The 19,414-nt window shown below is 73.5% G+C and carries 19 protein-coding genes; 9 read left to right on the top strand and 10 right to left on the bottom strand.

What is annotated here, in order from left to right; translation table 11 throughout:
• Positions 1-2: 2 nt before the first annotated feature.
• Positions 3-1,325 (bottom strand): MFS transporter, encoded by a 1,323-nt coding sequence (locus ACIP4Y_RS31045; RefSeq protein WP_401398973.1) that lies wholly within the window; start codon positions 1,323-1,325, stop codon positions 3-5.
• 60 nt (positions 1,326-1,385) lie between these two features.
• Positions 1,386-2,000, bottom strand: a complete 615-nt coding sequence (locus tag ACIP4Y_RS31040; RefSeq protein ID WP_401398972.1) for a LysE/ArgO family amino acid transporter — start codon at positions 1,998-2,000, stop codon at positions 1,386-1,388.
• Between the two features lie 66 nt (positions 2,001-2,066).
• Here ACIP4Y_RS31040 and ACIP4Y_RS31035 point away from each other — a divergent pair, with 66 nt between their 5' ends.
• Both ACIP4Y_RS31035 and ACIP4Y_RS31030 read left to right on the top strand, forming a co-directional pair.
• Entirely contained in the window at positions 2,067-2,954 is an 888-nt protein-coding gene (locus tag ACIP4Y_RS31035; protein WP_401398971.1) for a LysR family transcriptional regulator ArgP, read from the top strand.
• Positions 2,955-3,331: 377 nt separating this feature from the next.
• On the top strand, positions 3,332-3,583 hold the full coding sequence (locus ACIP4Y_RS31030; RefSeq protein ID WP_401398970.1) for a WhiB family transcriptional regulator: 252 nt from the start codon (positions 3,332-3,334) through the stop codon (positions 3,581-3,583).
• A gap of 18 nt (positions 3,584-3,601) precedes the next feature.
• Here the strand turns inward: ACIP4Y_RS31030 and ACIP4Y_RS31025 are convergent, their stop codons facing one another.
• The 5 genes from ACIP4Y_RS31025 to ACIP4Y_RS31005 all read right to left on the bottom strand — a co-directional run bounded on the left by ACIP4Y_RS31025 (position 3,602) and on the right by ACIP4Y_RS31005 (position 8,989).
• A complete protein-coding gene (locus ACIP4Y_RS31025; RefSeq protein WP_401398969.1) occupies positions 3,602-4,051 on the bottom strand; it encodes a DUF6098 family protein in 450 nt (149 codons plus the stop codon).
• Positions 4,052-4,131: 80 nt separating this feature from the next.
• Positions 4,132-5,955, bottom strand: a complete 1,824-nt coding sequence (locus tag ACIP4Y_RS31020; protein WP_401399198.1) for a sensor histidine kinase — start codon at positions 5,953-5,955, stop codon at positions 4,132-4,134.
• Positions 5,956-6,044: 89 nt separating this feature from the next.
• Positions 6,045-6,752 carry a response regulator transcription factor gene (locus ACIP4Y_RS31015; RefSeq protein WP_358644915.1) on the bottom strand — a complete coding sequence of 236 codons (708 nt, stop codon included), beginning with the start codon at positions 6,750-6,752 and terminating at the stop codon, positions 6,045-6,047.
• A 20-nt stretch (positions 6,753-6,772) separates the two neighbouring features.
• Complete coding sequence (locus ACIP4Y_RS31010) at positions 6,773-7,507, bottom strand: L,D-transpeptidase family protein (protein WP_401398968.1); 735 nt, start codon at positions 7,505-7,507, stop codon at positions 6,773-6,775.
• 72 nt (positions 7,508-7,579) lie between these two features.
• Complete coding sequence (locus ACIP4Y_RS31005; protein WP_401398967.1) at positions 7,580-8,989, bottom strand: M1 family metallopeptidase; 1,410 nt, start codon at positions 8,987-8,989, stop codon at positions 7,580-7,582.
• 167 nt (positions 8,990-9,156) lie between these two features.
• On the opposite strand from ACIP4Y_RS31005, the gene ACIP4Y_RS31000 reads away from it, so the two are divergent.
• The gene (locus tag ACIP4Y_RS31000) at positions 9,157-9,504 is read left to right on the top strand and encodes a DUF488 domain-containing protein (protein WP_401398966.1); all 348 of its coding nucleotides are present in this window, start codon (positions 9,157-9,159) and stop codon (positions 9,502-9,504) included.
• A gap of 2 nt (positions 9,505-9,506) precedes the next feature.
• Here the strand turns inward: ACIP4Y_RS31000 and ACIP4Y_RS30995 are convergent, their stop codons facing one another.
• Both ACIP4Y_RS30995 and ACIP4Y_RS30990 read right to left on the bottom strand, forming a co-directional pair.
• The gene (locus ACIP4Y_RS30995) at positions 9,507-11,219 is read right to left on the bottom strand and encodes an FAD-binding dehydrogenase (protein ID WP_401398965.1); all 1,713 of its coding nucleotides are present in this window, start codon (positions 11,217-11,219) and stop codon (positions 9,507-9,509) included.
• Positions 11,216-11,836: a TetR/AcrR family transcriptional regulator gene (locus ACIP4Y_RS30990; RefSeq protein WP_358644905.1), complete on the bottom strand. Its 621-nt coding sequence runs from the start codon at positions 11,834-11,836 to the stop codon at positions 11,216-11,218. The genes ACIP4Y_RS30995 and ACIP4Y_RS30990 overlap by 4 nt, the downstream gene beginning before the upstream one ends.
• 162 nt (positions 11,837-11,998) lie before the next feature.
• Here ACIP4Y_RS30990 and ACIP4Y_RS30985 point away from each other — a divergent pair, with 162 nt between their 5' ends.
• From ACIP4Y_RS30985 to ACIP4Y_RS30975, 3 genes are all read left to right on the top strand, one after another.
• Positions 11,999-12,628, top strand: coding sequence for an alpha-ketoglutarate-dependent dioxygenase AlkB (locus ACIP4Y_RS30985; protein WP_401398964.1), 630 nt, complete (start codon positions 11,999-12,001; stop codon positions 12,626-12,628).
• Positions 12,629-12,711: 83 nt separating this feature from the next.
• Positions 12,712-13,458 carry an MBL fold metallo-hydrolase gene (locus tag ACIP4Y_RS30980; RefSeq protein ID WP_401398963.1) on the top strand — a complete coding sequence of 249 codons (747 nt, stop codon included), beginning with the start codon at positions 12,712-12,714 and terminating at the stop codon, positions 13,456-13,458.
• A gap of 58 nt (positions 13,459-13,516) precedes the next feature.
• Positions 13,517-14,752, top strand: coding sequence for a DUF4032 domain-containing protein (locus ACIP4Y_RS30975; RefSeq protein WP_401398962.1), 1,236 nt, complete (start codon positions 13,517-13,519; stop codon positions 14,750-14,752).
• A 1-nt stretch (position 14,753) separates the two neighbouring features.
• Here the strand turns inward: ACIP4Y_RS30975 and ACIP4Y_RS30970 are convergent, their stop codons facing one another.
• On the bottom strand, positions 14,754-15,620 hold the full coding sequence (locus tag ACIP4Y_RS30970; protein ID WP_401398961.1) for a universal stress protein: 867 nt from the start codon (positions 15,618-15,620) through the stop codon (positions 14,754-14,756).
• A 260-nt stretch (positions 15,621-15,880) separates the two neighbouring features.
• Between ACIP4Y_RS30970 and ACIP4Y_RS30965 the strand changes: the two genes are divergently transcribed.
• From ACIP4Y_RS30965 to ACIP4Y_RS30955, 3 genes are read left to right on the top strand one after another with little or no spacing between them, the layout of a single operon-like run.
• Positions 15,881-17,557 (top strand): FAD-dependent oxidoreductase, encoded by a 1,677-nt coding sequence (locus tag ACIP4Y_RS30965; protein ID WP_401398960.1) that lies wholly within the window; start codon positions 15,881-15,883, stop codon positions 17,555-17,557.
• A complete protein-coding gene (locus ACIP4Y_RS30960; protein WP_401398959.1) occupies positions 17,554-19,005 on the top strand; it encodes an ATP-binding protein in 1,452 nt (483 codons plus the stop codon). The genes ACIP4Y_RS30965 and ACIP4Y_RS30960 overlap by 4 nt, the downstream gene beginning before the upstream one ends.
• Positions 19,002-19,352, top strand: coding sequence for a UBP-type zinc finger domain-containing protein (locus ACIP4Y_RS30955; RefSeq protein WP_358644891.1), 351 nt, complete (start codon positions 19,002-19,004; stop codon positions 19,350-19,352). Before ACIP4Y_RS30960 ends, ACIP4Y_RS30955 begins: the two co-directional genes overlap by 4 nt.
• The last annotated feature ends 62 nt before the right edge of the window (positions 19,353-19,414 follow it).

Below are 19,414 nucleotides of genomic sequence, written 5' to 3'. Positions count from 1 at the left end.
CGTCAGATCCGGTAGCGGCGCAGCGCCGGGACGGCTCCGGCCAGGGCCGACATCAGCACGACCACCAGGACGCCGCCGCCGGCGACCGCGGCCCGCGGGCCGAACGCCGAGCCGGCGGTGCCGTGCAGCACGTCCGCCAGGCGCGGCCCGCCCGCGACGACCACCGTGAACACCCCCTGCATCCGGCCGCGCATCTCGTCCGTCGCGGCCGACAGCAGGATGGCGCCGCGGAACACCATCGAGACCATGTCGGCAGCGCCGGCCGCGGCGAGGAAGGCGACAGCGACCCAGAGGTTGGTGCTCAGCCCGAACCCGGCGACGGCCACGCCCCAGCCGACGACCGCCCCGATGACCATCCAGCCGTGCCGGCGGGCCCGCGAGAACACGCCGGAGAACAGCCCGCCGAGCACCGCGCCGACCGGGATGCCGGCGAACAGCACACCGAGCGCGAGCCCCTCGCCGTAGGAGCCGTACGTCTGCGCGGCCAGCTGCGGGAACAGGGCGCGGGGCATGCCGAACACCATGGCGACGATGTCGGCGAGGAAGGACAGCAGCAGCACCTCGTGCCGGGAGATGTACCGGAACCCGGCGGCTATCTCGCGCACGCCGGCGCGGCGGGCGGCCTCGCCGCGCGGCGGCAGCGCGGGCAGCCGGACGACGGCCCACACGGTGACGCACAGCGCCAGCGCGTCGATCAGGTACAGCTCGGGCAGCCCGATGACCGGGATGAGCACGCCGGCGAGCAGCGGGCCGGCCACCAGGCCGGTCTGCATCACCGTAGAGCCGAGCGCGTTCGCGGCCGCCAGCTGCTCCGCGGGCACCAGACGGGCGATGGAGGCGTTGCGGGCCGGGGAGTTGAGGCCGAAGAAGGCCTGCTGGAGCGCGAGCAGCACCATGAGCACGGCGACGGACTCCAGCCCGGTGACGGCTTGCGCCCAGAACAGCAGCGAGGTCACCGCGATACCGCTGTTGGTGACCAGCAGCAGCTTGCGGCGGTCGACGGTGTCGGCGACCGCCCCACCCCACAGCGCGAAGGCCACCATCGGCAGCAGGCCCGCGAGGCCGGCGTAGCCGACCCAGGCCGAGGAGTGGGTGATGTCGTAGATCTGCTTGGGCACGGCGACGGCGGTGAGCTGGCTGCCGACGGCGGTGACGATGGTCGACGACCACAGGCGCCGGTAGGCGGGGATGCGCAGCGGGCGGGTGTCCATCGCCCAGCGGCGCCAGCCGCGCCGCGGCGGGTCCGCGGCCGCCGGCGCGTTGGTGTCGGTTTCGGTGCTGCTGCTCTCGGTCTCGTCCACGGATGTCCTGGTTGCTCGATACATCTTTTCGGTTCGAGAGCCTGACTATTCCAGGAACACCCGTGCACACCGAACGGATTCGGCTCAGGCCCCGGCGACCAGCGTGGCGCCCATGGCCAGCATGGTGGCGGCGACCAGGCCGTCCAGCACCCGCCAGGCGCCCGGCCGGGCCAGGAACCGGCCGAGCAGCCGGGCACCGAAGCCGAGCGCGGCGAACCAGCACAGGCTGGCGAGCGCGGCGCCGAGCCCGAAGGTCCAGCGCAGCGGCCCCCGGTCGGCGGCCAGGGAGCCGAGCAGGAACACGGTGTCCAGGTAGACGTGCGGGTTCAGCCAGGTCATCGCCAGGCAGGTGAGCACGGCCCGGCGGCGCGAGCCCGCCGGCTCACCCTCCGCGTGCAGACCGGTGCCGGGCTTGAGCACCCGGCGGGCGGCCAGGGCGCCGTAGCCCAGCAGGAAGCCACCGCCCACGATGCCGACCGCCCGGACCGCGCCCGGCCAGGCCACCACCACCGCGCCGACCCCGCCGACGCCGAGCGCGATGAGCAAGGCGTCGGACAGGGCGCAGATGCCGACCACGGCGAGGACGGCGTCCCGGCGCACCCCCTGCCGGAGGACGAAGGCGTTCTGCGCGCCGATGGCGACGATCAAGGACAGGCCGGTGCCGAATCCGGCAGCCGCGGCGGTCAGGGCGTGGTTCATGCCGTCGACGCTAGAAAAGCGCTGCCCGCAAGTACAGCTAAAGATTTTTACGTAGCATTAGTGCTCGTGATGTCAGAGCTGCCCCTCGAACAGGTGCGGACGTTGCTGGCCGTGGTGGACGAGGGCACCTTCGACGCGGCCGCCGCCGCGCTGCACGTGACGCCGTCGGCGGTCAGTCAGCGGGTCAAGGCCCTCGAGCAGCGCACCGGCCGGGTGCTGCTCCAGCGCACCAAGCCGGTACGGCCCACCGAGTCCGGCGCGGTGCTGGTGCGGTTCGCCCGGCAGCTCGCCCGGCTGGAGCGGGACGCCTGGGGCGAGCTGGGGCTCAGCGGCGGCGGAGAGCCGACGCGGGTCTCGGTCGCGGTCAACGCGGACTCGCTCGCGACCTGGTTCCTGCCGGCCCTGACCCGGGTGCCGGGCCTCTGCTTCGAACTGCACCGGGAGGACGAGGACCACACGGCGGCGCTGCTGCGCGAGGGCCTGGTGATGGCCGCCGTGACCTCCTCGCCGGACCCGGTGCCCGGCTGCACCGTCCGTCCGCTGGGCCGCATGCGCTACCTGCCGGTGGCCGCCCCCGAGTTCGCCGCGGCCCACGTGGCGGGGCGGCCCCTGCCGGAGGCGCTGTCCCGGGCGCCCGTGGTGGCCTTCGACCGCAAGGACGACTTCCAGGACGGCTTCGCCCGCCGGCTCGGCCTGGGCTCCGCGGGTCCGTTCCGCCACCATGTGCCCACCTCGGAGGGGTTCCTGGACGCGGTCGTCGCCGGGCTCGGCTGGGGCCTGGTCCCGGAGGTGCAGGCGGAACCGCTGCTCGGCGAGGGGCGGCTGGTCGTACTCGCCCCCGGCGAGTGGATGGACGTCACCCTCCACTGGCAGCAGTGGAAACTCGACTCCCCCGCGCTGGCGGCCCTGGCCGAGGCAGTGACCGAAACGGCGGCGCGGGCACTGCGCGACTGAGCGGCCTCCGCGCTCAAGCGCCGCACCCCGCGGCGTCCGGTGCCCGGCAGCCTGCCACATGGTGGGTGCCCGGCGGGCCCGGGCGGAGTACCGTGGTCGGGCGGTGGCCCGGTGGTCGCCGGGCGGGTAGGTCGGCCCGCCCGAACTGCCTGCCGCCGGTGCCCGGTCGGGTGGTCCGGTGCTCTTCGCGCCCCGCCGCCCGGCCAGTTGACCGGGTGCAGCCCCCACCGGGGCGACCGGTCCCGCGCGTTTCTCTCCCGATCCCCCGCAGGTTGTGCCGTTTCACGGCGCCGCGACCGGTCACCCGAATGCCAAGACCGCATGCGGAACGCATTCGACAGGGCACGGACGACTTCGATCCGAACCAGGAGACCCCCATGGACAACTGGCGCGACCATGCCGCGTGCCGCCACGAGGACCCCGACCTCTTCTTCCCGATCGGCACCACCGGGCCGGCACAGGTGCAGGCCCAGCAGGCCAAGGCGGTGTGCGGGCGCTGCCCGGTCAGGGAGCAGTGCCTGGACTGGGCCCTGGACACGGCCCAGAGCATCGGCATCTGGGGCGGTACGACGGAGCTCGAGCGCCGGGCGATCAGGCGCCGCGCCCGCTCCCGGCCGCGCTCCGGCTGACCGGCGGCCCGGGGGGGCTCAGCGTCCACCGCGGCGCAGGGTCCCCCACTCCCGCTCCTGCCGGGCCACCTCGTCCCTGGCAGCGTCGATCACCTCGTCGGCGATCCGGCACAGCGGCTCGACCTCGGTCACGAGCGGCTCGTTGTCGGGGCCCCGGCCCGTCTCCCGGCCTGTCAGGACCCAGGGACGGACGCCGGGGCCCTTGTCGTGCGGCAGGTGTGCGTAGTCGTACAGGCGGCGGGCCACCCACAGCTCGACCGACCGGTCCTGCCACCAGTCCTCCACGTCGAGCGGGTTGGCGGACAGCCCGGGCATGGGGACACCGGTCAGTTCGTCGATGCTGGAGACCTTGTCGAGGTCGACGCCGGGCCCTTTCGACCAGCGCACGTACAGGCCCCGGTGCCGTTCCACCAGGCGGGCCACCTCGGAGAGCGTGGTCACGACCGGCAGGTTCTCCGGTGCGCTCATGGCATGACCTCCCTGTGCTGCGCGGTGCGCGACCGGAGTACCCCCGGCGCGCGCCGGAAATCGGATCTCGGGCTCCGCTCTCAGGACTCGTCGCCGGGCGGCGGCACCGCCGGCAGCCGCAGGGTGAACACCGCGCCCGCCCCCGGCTCGCTCCCCACCTCGGCCGTACCGCCGTGGGCGGCGACCAGGTGGCGGACGATCGGCAGGCCCAGCCCGCTGCCGCCGGTGCGGCGGCTGCGGGACTTCTCCGCGCGCCAGAACCGCTCGAAGACGTGCGGCAGGTCCTCGGGCGCGATGCCCGCGCCGGTGTCGGTCACGGTGAGCACGACGTCGACGCCGTCCCGGCGGCCGGCGAGCGTGACGGTGCCGTCGGCGGGGGTGTGCCGCAGCGCGTTGGAGACCAGGTTCCCGAGGGCCTGCCGCATCCGCACCGGGTCGGCGTCCAGCCAGGCGGCGCCGTCGGTCCTGGTGCGCAGGGTGACCCCGGCCGCGTCGGCGGCGACCCGGTGGGCGGCGGCGACCTGGTCGAGCAGGTCGCCGGCGCGCAGCGGCTCGCGGTGCAGGCGCAGGGTGCCGGCGTCGGCCGCGGCGAGGTCCTGCAGGTCGTCGATGATCCGCTGGAGGACCAGGGCCTCCTCGTGCAGCGAGTCCAGCAGTGCCGGGTCGGGGTCGACGACACCGTCCCGGACCACCTCCAGCCAGCCCCTGATGTTCGTGAGCGGGCTGCGCAGCTCGTGCGCGATGTCGCTGACCATGGCCTTGCGCTGGGCCTCCAGACGTTCGCGCCGCTCGGTCAGGCCGTTGAACGCCTCGGCGAGGATGCCCGTCTCGTCGCGGGTGGTCACCGGCACCCGCACATGCAGTTCGGGCGGCTGTTGCGCGGCCAGGGTGAGCGCCCGCAGGGGTCGTACCAGCCGGACGGCGACGACGGCGGTCACCGCGACGGTGACGGCGAGGACCAGACCGGCCACGCCGACCACCTTGGCCTTGTTGGCCGGTGACATGTCGAAGCGGGCCGGGTTCTGGTCGCCGATGCCGAGGAACAGCTCGGCCACCGGGGCGACATAGGGTTCCAGCTGGGCGCGGCGGGCGGTCGTGAGGCACCGCTGGGCCGTCCGCGCGGCCTGACCGGTGCCGAGCTTGGCGTACTTCGCGACCAGGTAGCCGCCGCCGAAGGGGTCCTTGCCGGTGGGGTCGAAGGTGAGGAACAGCCGTTCGCCGAGGTCCACGCCGGCCTGGTGCAGACAGGGCCGGGCCAGGTCGGACAGGGTGTCCAGGGCCTTCTGCTCGGTCGGGGTGGGCGTGTTGAGCCGTCCGTCCTCGCACACCGTGGCGCCGTAGTCGACGGGGTCGGCGGCGTCCGCGGTGGTGACCACCGGCCGGCCGCTCGCGGTGCGGACGACGGTGGCCTGGAGGCCGTAGCGCTCGTAGCACCGCTTGCGCTTCGCGGCCAGCGCGTCCAGCCGGGCGCGTTCCTTCGCCGGGAGCCGGTACGGGCCCACCACGCGCGGGTCGACGCCGCTCAGCTGGGCACCGGACTCGGTATAGGTGTCGGTGCGCAGCGGGTCGACGGTGGCGGCGGGCCGGGGCGGCAGCGGGGTGCCGCGGGGCGCGGAGTCGGCGACCAGGGTGCGGTCGGCGGTGGTGAGCGCGATCCGGCGCCCGGTGCCGGCGGCCAGCTCCCGCAGCGTGTGCCGGACCTCCCTCCAGTCGGCGTGGGTGGCGGCGTAGCCGCTGAGCCGGGCGAGGATGCGGTTGTCGGCGGCGAGGTCCTGGCCCTGCTCCTCCTTCAGGGCGCTGGTGGTGGTGGTCACCGCGAGCCAGGCCGTCGCCGCCACGGAGCAGACGGCGATCAGCGCGGAGACGAACAGCAGCCGGACGACCAGCCGCTTGCGCCACGGGATCCGCCGCTTCGCCCGCCGGCCGGCTGCCGGGTGGCGCTGCCCGGCCGCTTCCCCGTCCTCCCCGTGGTCGGCCCCGGGGCGTCGGCGGTTCACGGGCGGGTGCCGGTCAGTTTGTAGCCCACGCCGAACACGGTCAGCAGGCGGACCGGGCGCCGCGGGTCGGGCTCGATCTTGCGGCGCAGGTTCATGATGTGCACGTCGACGGCCCGCTCGGTGGAGGCCCGGTCGAAGCCGCGGGTGTACTGCAGCAACTGGCGCCGGGTGAACACCCGCTCCGGTTCGCCCGCCATGGCCAGCAGGATCTGGAACTCGGCCGGTGTGCACTCCACCGGTGCGCCGTCGCAGCGCACCTCGTGCCGTACCGGGTCCACGCTGATCCCGGCGGCCCGTACGACGGGGTCCTCGCCCCGGGCGCCGACGCCCCGCCCGCTGCGTCGGAGGACCGTACGGATACGGGCCATCAGCTCGCGCGGACTGTACGGCTTGGTCAGGTAGTCGTCGGCGCCGACGTCGAGGCCGAGCAGCAGGTCGTCCTCGCCGGAGCGGGCGGTGAGCATCACCACCGGGATGTCCGGCTGCTCGGCGCCGCCGCGCAGCGCCCGGCACACGCCGAAGCCGTCGAGGACGGGGAGCATCAGGTCCAGGACGACGAGGTCGGGCCGCAGCCGTCGGGCGGCGTCCAGCGCCGCCGCGCCGTCGTGCACCACCGTGGCGGTGTGGCCCTCGGCCAGCAGCGAGCGGCGGATCAGTTCGGCCTGCTTCTCGTCGTCCTCGGCGACCAGTACATGTGCGCACACGAGTTCGGATCCTAAGCGGCTCAGTGTGCGAGCCAGTGGGCGTCGCCCATGACGACGACCGGATGCCGGCCGGGGTCGAGGGTGCGCAGCAGCTCCTTCATGTGCGCCTTGGCGACGCTGACGCAGCCGTGGGTGGGTCCGCCGTGGTCGACGTGCAGCCACACTCCCCCGCCGCGCTCCGGGCCGAGGGGCCGGGTCCAGTCCAGCGGCGAGGTGCCGGGCCTGCGGTTGTAGTCGATGGCGATGACGTAGTCGAAGGAGCCTTCCAGCGGCTCGCCCTCGAAGCCGGTGCCGGGCGAGTGGAATCCGCCGGAGCGGTGGTACGGCAGCTTGCTGCCGGGGTCGGGGAGCAGGCCGCCGGCGTCGGAGAGGGGGTAGACGCCGAGCGGGGAGCGCAGGTCGCCGGCCATGTGGTGGGCGCTCCAGCCGCGCAGCGCGTTGTGGGCGGGCCAGGCGGGCCCGGCCTGCCAGCCGGAGTCGGTGCGCTGGTGCAGGACGACCGTGCACAGCGGGGAGTTGCGGCCCCTCCCGGTGACGACGACGGCCTGCTCGCAGCGCTCGGGTATCGCCGCGGTCCGCTGGGGCCCGAGCCCGGGTATGCCCTTCGGTTCCGGCCGCGTGGACGTCTCCGGGGTGGGTGTCGGCGCCGCACCGCGGGCCGGGGTGTGGCGCTCGGTCGCCTCGGCTCCGCCGCCGCAGCCGGTGAGCAGCAGCGGGGAGGCGAGGAGGGCGACGGCGGTTCTGCGTTGGATCATGACCCGATCGTGGTGGACGGTTGTTTGGAACTGGTCAGTACCGGCGCCGTCCGATGCCGAACGGGCCGGTGTTCAGGGCCTGTCCGGCTTGCCCGGCGTGTACAGCCAGGTGCGCAGCAGCCCGTCCACCTGCTTCCCCGAGGTCTTCTCGGCAAGCCTGACGAACTGTGCCGTGGTCCCGTGCCCGCCGCGGTGTCCGGTGGCCCAGGCGCGCAGGATCCGGAAGAAGTCCCGGTCGCCGACGGCCCGGCGCAGTTCGTGCAGGGCCATGGCGCCGCGGGCGTAGACGGGCGTGCCGAAGATGCGGGCGCCGCTGCCGGGGTCGCCGGGCGGATAGGCCCACAGGCCGTCGCTCGCGGGCCGGGCGTACAGGGCGTCGAAGGTCCGCTGGGCGCTGCGGCCGCCGTGCTGCTCGGTGTAGAGCCACTCGGCGTAGGTGGCGAAGCCCTCGTTGAGCCAGATGTCCTTCCAGGCGGTGAGGCTGACGGAGTCACCGAACCACTGGTGGGCGCTCTCGTGGACGAGGGTGTCGAGGTCGGGTGCGGAGTCGTAGAGCGGGCGGGTCTGGGTCTCCAGGGCGTAGCCGACCTCCGGGGCGTGGTCGACGATCGAGCCGGCGGCCCGGAACGGGTACGGCCCGAACAGCTTGCTCTCCCAGGCGAGTACGGCCGGCAGCTTCTTCAGGACGGGTGCCGCGGCGCGCGCCTCGCGGGCGTCCACGGCGTTGTACACCTGGATGCCGTCGCGGGTGGTGTACCGCTCGACCTGGAACCTTCCGATGGTGGCGGTGGCCAGGTAGGCGGCCATGGGCTGGGTCTCGCGCCAGCGGAAGGTGGTCCTGCCGTGGGCGGTTCGCTGTCCGAGCAGGACGCCGTTGGCGACGGCGGTGCGGCCCTTCGGCACGGTGATCGTGAAGTCGTACGACGCCTTGTCCTTGGGGTGGCCGTTGGCCGGGAACCAGGTCATGGCGCCCTGCGGCTCGCCCGCGACGAACGCGCCGTCGTCGGTGGCGATCCAGCCGTCCGCCGAGCCGTCGGGGTCGGTGACCGGCCTCGGGGTGCCGTGGTAGGCGACCGCGACCCGGAACTGCCGGCCCTCGCGCAGCGTGTGGCGCGGGGTGACGACGAGTTCCTGGCCGTCGCGCCGGAAGTCCGCCTCGGTGCGGTCGACGGTGACGGCGGTGACCTTCAGGCCCTTCAGGTCGAGGTCGAACCGGGTGAGCTTCCGGGTGGCGCGTGCGGTGAGGACCGCCGTGGCGTCCAGGCGGCGGGAGCCGGTGTCGTAATTGAGGGTCAGGTCGTAGTGGCGGACGTCGTAGCCGCCGTTGCCGCTGAGCGGGAAGTACGGGTCGCCCGCGCCGGGCGCGCCGGCGGTACCGGCCGCCGTGGGTCCGGCGGCGCCGAGCAGCGCCGCGACGGCGACGGGGACGGTGGCGAGAACGGCGGTACGGCGACGGGAGGGCTGTCTGTGCGGTGGCGTCACGTGCGCTCCTCGGGGGTGGCCGGTGATCGACTGGCCGTCAGAGTAGGCGCCGGGCGGGCCCGGTTTCCCCCTTGTTCCGGTCAAGTCGTGCCGCGTCGCCGCCGGGTGGGCGGGGGACGGCGCAGTACGCTCGCGGCACCGTCCGCGACCCGAGAGGGGACCCGACCGTGAGCGTGCGCGTGCGCCGGATCTACGAACCGCCCGAGCCCGACGATGGCCTGCGCGTGCTGGTCGACCGGCTGTGGCCGCGCGGCCTCGCCAAGGACGAGGCGCAGGTGGACGAGTGGCCGAAGGACCTGACCCCCTCCCCCGAGCTGCGCACGTGGTATCACGGCGGTGGCTCGTACGAGGAGTTCCGGAGCCGGTACGAGGATGAACTCGACGCCCCGGAGGCCGCCGAACTGCTGGACCGCCTCAGGGAGTCGGCCCGCAAGGGCACGGTGACCCTCCTCACGGCGTCCAAGAAGACCGAGGAGAGCCACGCGCACGTCCTCGCGGAGCTGCTGGAGGGCTGAGGTCAGCCGGTGTGCCGGGCCGCGTGCCGGCCCGCGGCCCGGCCGGAGAACAGGCAGCCGCCGAGGAAGGTGCCCTCCAGGGCGTTGTAGCCGTGCACACCGCCGCCGCCGAACCCGGCCACCTCGCCGGCCGCGTACAGCCCCTCGATGGGGGTGCCGTCGCTGCCGAGCGCCCGGGAGTCCAGGTCGGTCTGGATGCCGCCGAGGGTCTTGCGGGTCAGCACGTGCATCCGGACCCCGATGAGGGGGCCCGCGGCCGGGTCGAGGAGGCGGTGCGGGGCGGCGACGCGGCCGAGCCGGTCGCCGATGTAGCGGCGGGCGTTGCGGATGCCCTGGACCTGGGCGTCCTTGCTGTAGGGGTTGGCGATCTGCAGGTCGCGGGCCTCGATCTGGCGGCGCACCTCGGCCGCGTGCAGCAGCGGCTTGCCGGTGAGGGCGTTCATCTTGTCGACCAGCTGCTCCAGGCTGCCCGCCGTGACGAAGTCGGCGCCCTTGTCGAGGAAGGCCTGGACGGGCGCGGGTGCACCCTTGCCGAGGAGCCGGTCGCGCAGCACGGCCTTGCGGTCCTTGGCGGTGATGTCGGGGTTCTGCTCGGAGCCGGAGAGCGCGAACTCCTTCTCGATGATCTTCCGGGTGAGGATGAACCAGGAGTGGTCGTGGCCGGCGATGTCCTCGGTGGTGCGCAGGTACTTGAGCGTGTTGAGGGTGTCGTAGCCGGGCAGGCAGGGGTCGGGCAGCCGGCGGCCGAGGGCGTCGAGCCAGATGGACGACGGGCCGGGCAGGATCCGGATGCCGTGGCCGGGCCATATCGGGTCCCAGTTCTGCAGGCCCTCGGTGTAGTGCCACATGCGGTCGCGGTTCACGAGCCGGACGCCGGCCTCTGCGCTGATGTCGAGCATGCGGCCGTCGACGTAGGCCGGGACGCCGGTGACCATCTCGGCGGGGGGCGTGCCGAGCCGCTCGGGCCAGTAGCGGCGGACGATGTCGTGGTCGGCGCCGATGCCGCCGGTGGTGACGACGACGGCCTGCGCGGTGAGTTCGAAGTCGCCGGCGCGGTCACGGTTGGAGGCCGCACCGCGCGGGGAGTCGTCGGGGGCGAGGACGGTGCCGCGTACGCCGCGTGCCGTGCCGTCCTCGATGACCAGCTCGTCCACCCGGTGGCGGTGGTGGAAGGTGAGCAGCCCGTCCCGGGCGGCCTGCCGGGCGTAGCGCACGAAGGGCTCGACCACGCCGGTGCCGGTGCCCCAGGCGACGTGGAAGCGGGGCACGGAGTTGCCGTGTCCGTCGGCGCGCAGGTCGCCGCGCTCGGCCCAGCCGACGGTGGGCAGCAGCTCGATGCCGTGCCCCTGGAGCCAGGACCGCTTCTCGCCGGCCGCGAACTCGACGTAGGCGCGGGCCCAGCGGACCGCCCAGGAGTCCTCGTCGGCGAGCCGGTCGAACTGGGCGCTGCCCTGCCAGTCGTTCCAGGCGAGGGCGAAGGAGTCCTTGATGCCGAGGCGGCGCTGCTCGGGCGAGTCGACGAGGAAGAGCCCGCCGAAGGACCAGAACGCCTGGCCGCCGAGGTTGGCGGCGTTCTCCTGGTCGACCAGGGCGACCCGGCGGCCCCGGCTGGTGAGTTCGTGTGCCGCGACCAGGCCGGCGAGGCCCGCTCCGACGACGATGACGTCCGCGTCCTTGGCGGCCATGGCGTCCGTGTCCTTTCGTGTTCGACTCATGCGGGGGTGCCGCTGCTCTCGGTCAGCAGCGCGGTGAGCAGTTGCCTCAGCCAGCTGCGGGCCGCGTCGACGTCCCGGTCCAGCAGCAGCTGGGTGGTCACGCCGTCGTAGGCCGCGACCACGGCACGGGCGGCGCCGTCGGCGGCGCCGAGCACGGCGGGCAGTTCGGTGTGGCCCCGGGCCCGCGCGAGCCGGTCGGCGATGGCCTGCCGGAGCCGGGCGCGGTGGTCGAGGAGGGCCCGGGCGACGGCCGGGTCACGGGCGGCGTGCACCAGGAAGTCGGTCTTGACCAGCAGCCAGTCGACGTCGAGCAGCAGCACCTCGGTGACCCGGTCCACGGAGACGGACACGTCCAGGTCGGGCCCGTCCTGGGCGAGCGCGTCGGCCACCTGGGCGGCGATGAGGTCGGCGCGGTCCTGGTAGAGGGCGAAGAACAGCTCGTCCAGGGTGGCGAAGTTCGAGTAGAAGGCGCCCCGGCTGAATCCGGCGGCCTCGCAGACCTCCTCGATGGAGACCCGCCCGAAGCCCTTGGCCGCGAACACGGCGAACGCGGCGTCGAGCAGCCGGGCCCGGGTGCGAGCCCGGCGCCGGGTGACGCGTTTCGGAGTGTCGTCCATCGGCGTGTCGCTCCTCGCGTCTTTCCCTCGCCGGCCTGCCTCGGTTCGATACGCGAATGTATCCGATACATCGATGTATCGAAAGAGCCGTGACAGCGCCGTCCCGATCGGCCGCCTTGATCGAATGGGAACGCATTTTCGATTAAGGAGTACGCTGGCGTCATGGTCACGCACCTCCAGGGCTCCCTGTTCGACCAGACCGACGAGCTGCGGCTCGGACCGCTCGACGCGCTGCGCCGGACCGAGCTGGGCGCCGGCGCCTGGATCGACGTCCTGCCCGGCTGGCTGAGCGGGGCCGACACGCTGTTCGAACAGCTGGCGGCGGACGTGCCGTGGCGCGCGGAGCACCGCAAGATGTACGACAACGTGGTGGCCGTACCCCGCCTGCTGGCCTTCTACGGCGCCGAGGACCCGCTCCCCCACCCGATCCTGGACGAGGCCCGCGACGCCCTGTCCCGGCACTACGCCGAGGAGCTGGGCGAGCCGTTCACCACCGCCGGTCTCTGCTTCTACCGCAACGGCCGGGACAGCGTGGCCTGGCACGGGGACCGGATCGGGCGGGGTGCCCGCGAGGACACCATGGTCGCGATCCTCTCCGTCGGCGCCCCCCGCGACCTGCTGCTGCGCCCGGCCGGCGGAGGCGGCGGCACGCTGCGCCGGCCCCTCGGCCACGGCGACCTCATCGTGATGGGCGGTTCCTGCCAGCGCACCTGGGAGCACTGCGTCCCGAAGACCAGCCGGGCCACGGGCCCGCGCATCAGCATCCAGTTCCGGCCGCACGGCGTGCACTGACCGGGCGGGCCCCTTGCGCGGGGCCATGACGGATCTGGTTGGCTGTCCCCCCACGACCAGCCGCACACGGGCTCGGAGAGAACATGCGGGCAGAGGTACACCAAGTCGCCGACGGCATCCATCTGGTGCACGGCCACCACGTCAACTGGGTGATCCTGAAGGACGGGGACGCCGTCACCCTGGTGGACACCGGCTATCCGGGAGACCGCCAGGGGGTCCTGGAATCCCTCGCCGAGGTGGGGAGTTCACCCGAGGCGGTCGCCGCCGTGCTGATCACGCACGCGCACAACGACCACCTGGGCTCGGCCGAGTACCTGCGGGCCGGTTACGGCACCCCGGTGTACCTGCACCCGGCCGAAGTCCCCCACGCCCGGCGGGACTTCCTCCAGCAGGCCACCATCGGCGACGTGGTGCGCAACGCCTGGCGGCCCGGTGTCGTCCCCTGGGCGCGGCACGTGATCCAGGTGGGCGGCACCCGGCACAACCCGGTCACCGCGCCCGAGCCGTTCCCGAACGAGGGGCCGCTGGACGTGCCCGGACGTCCCGTGCCCGTGCACACCCCCGGCCACACCGACGGCCACTGCGTCTACCACCTCCCCGGGGCGGGCGTCGTCATCTCCGGCGACGCCCTGGTCAGCGGGCACGCGACCTCGCGCGTCAAGGGCCCGCAGATCCTGCACGACTTCTTCCACCACGAGCGCGCCGGGGTCGTGGCCTCCCTGGACGTGATCGGCGCGCTCGACGGCGACACCCTGCTGCCCGGGCACGGCCCGGTCCACCGCGGCTCGGTGCGGGCTGCGGCCGAGCAGGCCCGGGAGCGGGCCTCCTAGCGGCTCCGGACGCCGACGGGCTCCTCGAACAGGTACGCGGGGCCTTAGGGTGCGTGCCATGGCCTTGCAGATCAACGCCACGAACCCGGAGCACCCCGCGCTCCTGCTCGCCCTGCCCTGGGACACGCCGCTGGAGGAGTGGCCCGAGGAGTACCTCGTGCCGCTCCCCCGCGGCATCTCCCGGCACGTGGTGCGCTACGCGCACGCCGGGGACGAGGTGATCGCCGTCAAGGAGCTGGCCGAACGGCCCGCGCTGCGCGAGTACGAGCTGCTGCGCGACCTGGACCGGCTCGGCATCCCCGCCGTCGACCCGCTCGCCGTGGTCACCGGCCGCACCGACCGGTCCGGCGCCCCGCTGGAGCCGGTGCTGATCACCCGGCACCTGCGCGGCTCGCTGCCGTACCGGTCGATGTTCGAGACGACCATGCGCCCGGCGACCATGCACCGGCTGATGGACGCCCTCGCCGTGCTGCTGGTCCGCCTGCACCTGGCCGGTTTCGCCTGGGGCGACTGCTCGCTGTCCAACACCCTGTTCCGGCGGGACGCGGGCGCCTACGCGGCCTATCTGGTCGACGCCGAGACCGGCGACCTGCACCCGCAGCTCAGCTCCGGGCAGCGGGACTACGACCTGGACCTGGCCCGCGTCAACATCAGCGGCGAGCTGCTGGACCTGGAGGCGTCCGGGGCGCTGCACCCGTCCGTCGACCCGGTCGAGTTCGGCCACGAGATCTGCACCCGCTACCACGGGCTGTGGCAGGAGCTGACCCGCACCTCGGTGTACCCGGCGGGCAAGTACCACTACATCGAGCGCCGGATCCGCCGCCTGAACGACATGGGCTTCGACGTCGCCGAGATGCAGATCGAGCACTCCTCGAACGGCGACACGGTCACCTTCGTGCCGAAGGTGGTCGACGCCGGCCACCACCAGCGGCAGCTGCTGCGGCTGACCGGCCTGGACACCGAGGAGAACCAGGCGCGGCGGCTGCTGAACGACCTGGAGAGCTGGATGGCCACCCAGGACGACTACGCGCCCGGCGACCCCCTCGCCGCCAGGCCCGAGGTGCTCGCCCACCGCTGGGTGCGGGACGTGTTCCGGCCGACCGTGCGGGCGGTGCCGCCGGAGCTGCGCGGCTCCATGGACCCGGCCGAGATCTACCACGAACTCCTCGAACACCGCTGGTACCTGTCCGAGCGCGCGCAGCACGACATAGGGCTCGACACCGCCGTCGAGGACTACATCGACAACGTCCTGCCGAAGGCGCGGACGACCCTGGAGCCGACCACGCCGTTGTAGCTCACTCGTGCGGGACGACGGCCACCGGGCACTCGGCGTGGTGCAGCACCCCGTGCGCCACCGAGCCGATCCGGGCGCCGACCGCCGTACGGCGGGCCCGGCGGCCGACGACCATCAGCTGGGCCCGGCCGGCCAGCGACAGCAGCACCTGTCCGGCGCTGCCCATCTCCACGTGCTCGGCGACGGACACCTCCGGGAACCGCTCGCGCCAGGGCTGGAGGGCCTCGCTCAGCGCCTGCTTCTCGTACGGTTCGAGGCCGCCCGCGTCGTCGAGCAGCTTCAGCGAACCGGGGCTGTAGGCGAAGACCGGCGGCAGCGTCCACGCGCGGACGGCGGTGACGGCCGCGCCGCGGGCCGCCGCCGTCTCGAACGCGAACCGCAGCGCCGCCGCGCTGTCCTCGGGGTTGCCGTGCTGACCGACCACGACGTCCCGGCCGGCCGCCTCCGCCGTGGGCTGGTCCCCGGCCCGGACCAGGACCACGGGCCGGGTCGCCTCCGCAATCACCTGCTGGCCGACCGAGCCCAGCAGGAACCCGACGACGGGTCCGTGCCCGCGCGAACCGAGCACCAGCATCTCGGCCCCGGCCGCCGCCTCGGCCAGGGCATGCGCGGCAGCGCCCTCGACCACGTCGGTGGTCACCGTCAGCCCCGGATGCCGCCCGGAAACGGCGCGCACGGCCTCCGTCACCCCCTCCGCCACCCACCCGTGCTGGGTGTCCCGGTCGGCGGTGGCGAGCGCCTCGGCGTACCGCCAGGCGTGCACCACGCGCAGCGGCAGGCCCCGGCGCACGGCCTCCCGGGCCGCCCAGTCCAGCGCGGCCAGACTCTCCTCCGTGCCGTCCACCCCTGCCGTGATCGGGCGTGTCATCCGTGATCTCCTCGTCGTCGCGTCCTCAGGACACCGGTGCCCGCTGCCGGGCACCGGCGCACCCGGTCATGATGATCTCTCCCCCGAGCCGCCGCACCGGTTCCACGGGCGGCAGGCGCGCTCGATGGTCGCTGTGAGGCAAATGCCCGGTCCCCGTCGGACAAGCGCAACCCGGTCGGCCGAACATACGATGGCCTGGAACCGGCGCGGTGGTCCCCACGACACCGGCCGGGCGATCCGACACCCGGGTGGGGAGACGTATGGCACAGGCCGCCGAGACCGCGCGGACCGTCATCCTGACCGTGGACGACGACCCGGGGGTCTCCCGTGCCGTCGCCCGCGACCTCAGGCGGCGCTACGGCGAGTCGTACCGGATCGTGCGCGCGGAGTCCGGCGAGTCCGCGCTGGAGGCGCTGCGTGAGCTGAAGCTGCGCGGGGACCTGGTGGCGGTGATCCTGGCCGACTACCGGATGCCGCAGATGAACGGCATCGAGTTCCTGGAGCATGCCCTCGACGTGTACCCGGGGGCGCGCCGGGTGCTGCTGACCGCCTACGCGGACACCAACGCGGCGATCGACGCGATCAACGTCGTCGACCTGGACCACTACCTGCTCAAGCCCTGGGACCCCCCGGAGGAGAAGCTCTACCCGGTCCTGGACGACCTGCTGGACGCGTGGCGCAACAGCGCCTACAAGCCGGTGCCCAGCACCAAGGTCGTGGGGCACCGCTGGTCGGCGCGCTCCTCGGACGTGCGCGAGTTCCTGGCCCGCAACCAGGTGCCGTACCGCTGGTACTCGGTGGAGGAACCGGAGGGGCGGCGGCTGCTGGCGGCGGCCGGGCAGGACGGGCAGCGGCTGCCGCTGGTGATCACCGCGGACTGCACGGTCCTGGTCGAGCCGGAGGCGCCGGAGCTGGCCGCGCACGTCGGCCTGGCGACGACACCGACGGCCGACTTCTACGACCTCATCGTGATCGGCGGCGGGCCGGCCGGGCTCGGCGCGGCCGTGTACGGCGCCTCCGAGGGCCTGCGGACCGTGCTGGTGGAGCGGTCGGCGACCGGCGGACAGGCCGGGCAGAGCTCCCGGATCGAGAACTACCTCGGCTTCCCCGACGGCGTCTCCGGCGCCCAGCTCACCGACCGGGCGCGGCGGCAGGCGGCCAAGTTCGGCGCGGAGATCCTGACCGCCCGCGAGGTGACGGGTCTGGAGGTCAACGGCGCCGCCCGGGTCGTACGGTTCGCGGACGGCTCGGCGATCGCCGCGCACAGCGTGATCCTCGCGACCGGGGTGCAGTACCGGCAGCTGGAGGCCGCCGGCTGCACCGACCTGACCGGCTGCGGGGTGTTCTACGGCTCGGCGCTGACCGAGGCCGCCTCCTGCCAGGGCCAGGACGTGTACATCGTCGGCGGCGCCAACTCGGCGGGTCAGGCGGCGATGTACCTGTCCCGGGGCGCGAAGTCGGTGACGCTGCTGGTGCGCGGCCCCGACCTGTCGGCATCCATGTCGCACTATCTGATCCAGCAGATCGGCGAGGCCCCGAACATCTCGGTGCGCTGCCACACGGTGGTCGACCGGGCCCACGGCTCCGACCACCTGGAACAGCTGACGCTCCGGGACACGGTGACCGGGGAGACCGAACAGGTCGACGCCCAATGGATGTTCGTGTTCATCGGGGCCGCCCCGCTGACCGACTGGCTGGGCGAGACGGTGCTGCGCGACGAGCGCGGGTTCATCCTGGCCGGGCCCGACCTGGCCGCCGAAGGCCGGCCGCCGGCCGGCTGGGAGCTGGACCGGCCGCCGTACCACCTGGAGACCAGCATTCCCGGCGTGTTCGTCGCGGGCGACGCGCGCGCCGAGTCCGCCAAGCGTGTCGCGTCCGCCGTCGGAGAGGGAGCCATGGCCGTCATGCTCGTCCACCGGTATCTGGAGCAGTCGTGAGCGGGCAGATCGTGGCGTGCAGCCCGCAGGAGATCGGCTCGCTGTTCCTCTTCGAGAAGCTCAGCGCCGAGCAGTTGGGCCGGCTGTGCGCCCAGGGCCGGGTGGAGCTGTTCCAGCCCGGCCCGGTGTACACCGAGGGCGACCCGGCCACCTGCTTCTTCGTGATGATCGAGGGCACGGTCGTGCTGTCGCGCCGGGTCGGCGGTGACGACGTGGAGGTGACCCGGACCTCGCAGCCCGGGGTGTACGCGGGCGCGATGCAGGCGTACCTCGGCGACCGGGTGCGGCAGGTCTACAACAACTCCATGCGGGTCACCGAGCCGACGCGGTTCTTCGTGCTGCCGGCGGACCTCTTCGCGGACGTGATGCGCGAGTGGTTCCCGATGGCCGTGCACCTGCTGGAGGGCCTGTTCTTCGGGACGAAGAACACCCAGGCGATGATCGGGCAGCGGGAACGGCTGCTGGCCCTGGGCTCGTTGTCGGCGGGGCTCACGCACGAGCTGAACAACCCCGCGGCTGCGGCGGTGCGGGCCACGGCGACCCTGCGGGAGCGGGTCGCGAAGATGCGGCACAAGCTCGCCCTGATCGCCGAGGGGCCCTTCTCCCGCGACTGCCTGGCCAGCCTGATCGAGATCCAGGAGCGCACCGCGGAGCGGGTGGCGAAGGCCCCGGTGCTCAGCCCGCTGGAGGCCAGCGACCGGGAGGACACGCTCAGCGACTGGCTGGAGGACCACGGCTTCGACCAGGGGTGGCAGGTGGCGCCCACCTTCGTGCAGGCCGGACTCGACGTGGACTGGCTGGAGCAGGTCGCGGCGGCGGTGGGCGAGGAGATCCTGCCGAACGCGGTGGGCTGGCTCAACTACACCATCGAGACCGAGCTGTTGATGAACGAGATCGAGGACTCCACCACCCGCATCTCGCACCTGGTCGACGCAGCCAAGCAGTACTCGCAGCTGGACCGGGCCCCGTACCGGGTGGTGGACGTGCACGAACTCCTCGACAGCACGCTGCTGATGCTCTCCGGGAAGTTCGGGCCGGGCATCGAGGTCGTCAAGGAGTACGACCGCACGCTCCCGCCGGTGCCCGCCTACCCGGCGGAGCTGAACCAGGTGTGGACCAACCTCCTCGACAACGCCGTCTCGGCCATGAAGAGCGCGAGCGGCCAGGGCACGCTGACCGTGCGCACGGCGCTCGACCACGAGCGGCTGCTGGTGGAGTTCCGGGACACCGGTCCCGGTGTCCCGCCGGAGATCAAGGACCGGATCTTCGACCCGTTCTTCACCACCAAGCCGGTCGGCGAGGGCACCGGGCTCGGCCTGGACATCTCCTGGCGGATCGTCGTCAACAAGCACCACGGCACCCTGCGGGTCGAGTCCGTGCCCGGCGACACCCGCTTCCAGGTGCTGCTGCCCCTGACCGCCGAGACGCCCGACGAGGAGCCGGTATGACCGACATCGAAGGAATCGACCCGGGCGTCCCGCCCAGCGGCACGGGCTGTGCGGAGTGCGAGGAGGCGGGCGGCTGGTGGTTCCACCTGCGCCGGTGCGCGCAGTGCGGGCACATCGGCTGCTGCGACGACTCCCCCGCGAAGCACGCCACCGCCCACTACCGGGCCACCGGGCACCCGGTGATCCGCAGCTTCGAGCCCGGCGAGGGCTGGTTCTGGAACTACGCCACCGAGGAGTTGTACGCCTCCGGGCCCGAACTCGCTCCCCCCACCGGGCATCCCGCCGACCAGCCGGCGCCCGGTCCGGCGGGCCGGGTGCCGGACGACTGGGCGCAGACGCTGCGTTGACGCCGCGGCGGGCGGCGCGGTCCTTGGCGGCGTTGCCGGTGCCGGCGGCGTCGTCGGTGCCG

Source organism: Streptomyces sp. NPDC088810 (genome assembly GCF_044750305.1).
Classification (GTDB): Bacteria; Actinomycetota; Actinomycetes; order Streptomycetales; family Streptomycetaceae; genus Streptomyces.
Note: the sequence above shows the minus strand (reverse complement) of the source record. Positions and strands in the feature narration are given on the sequence as shown.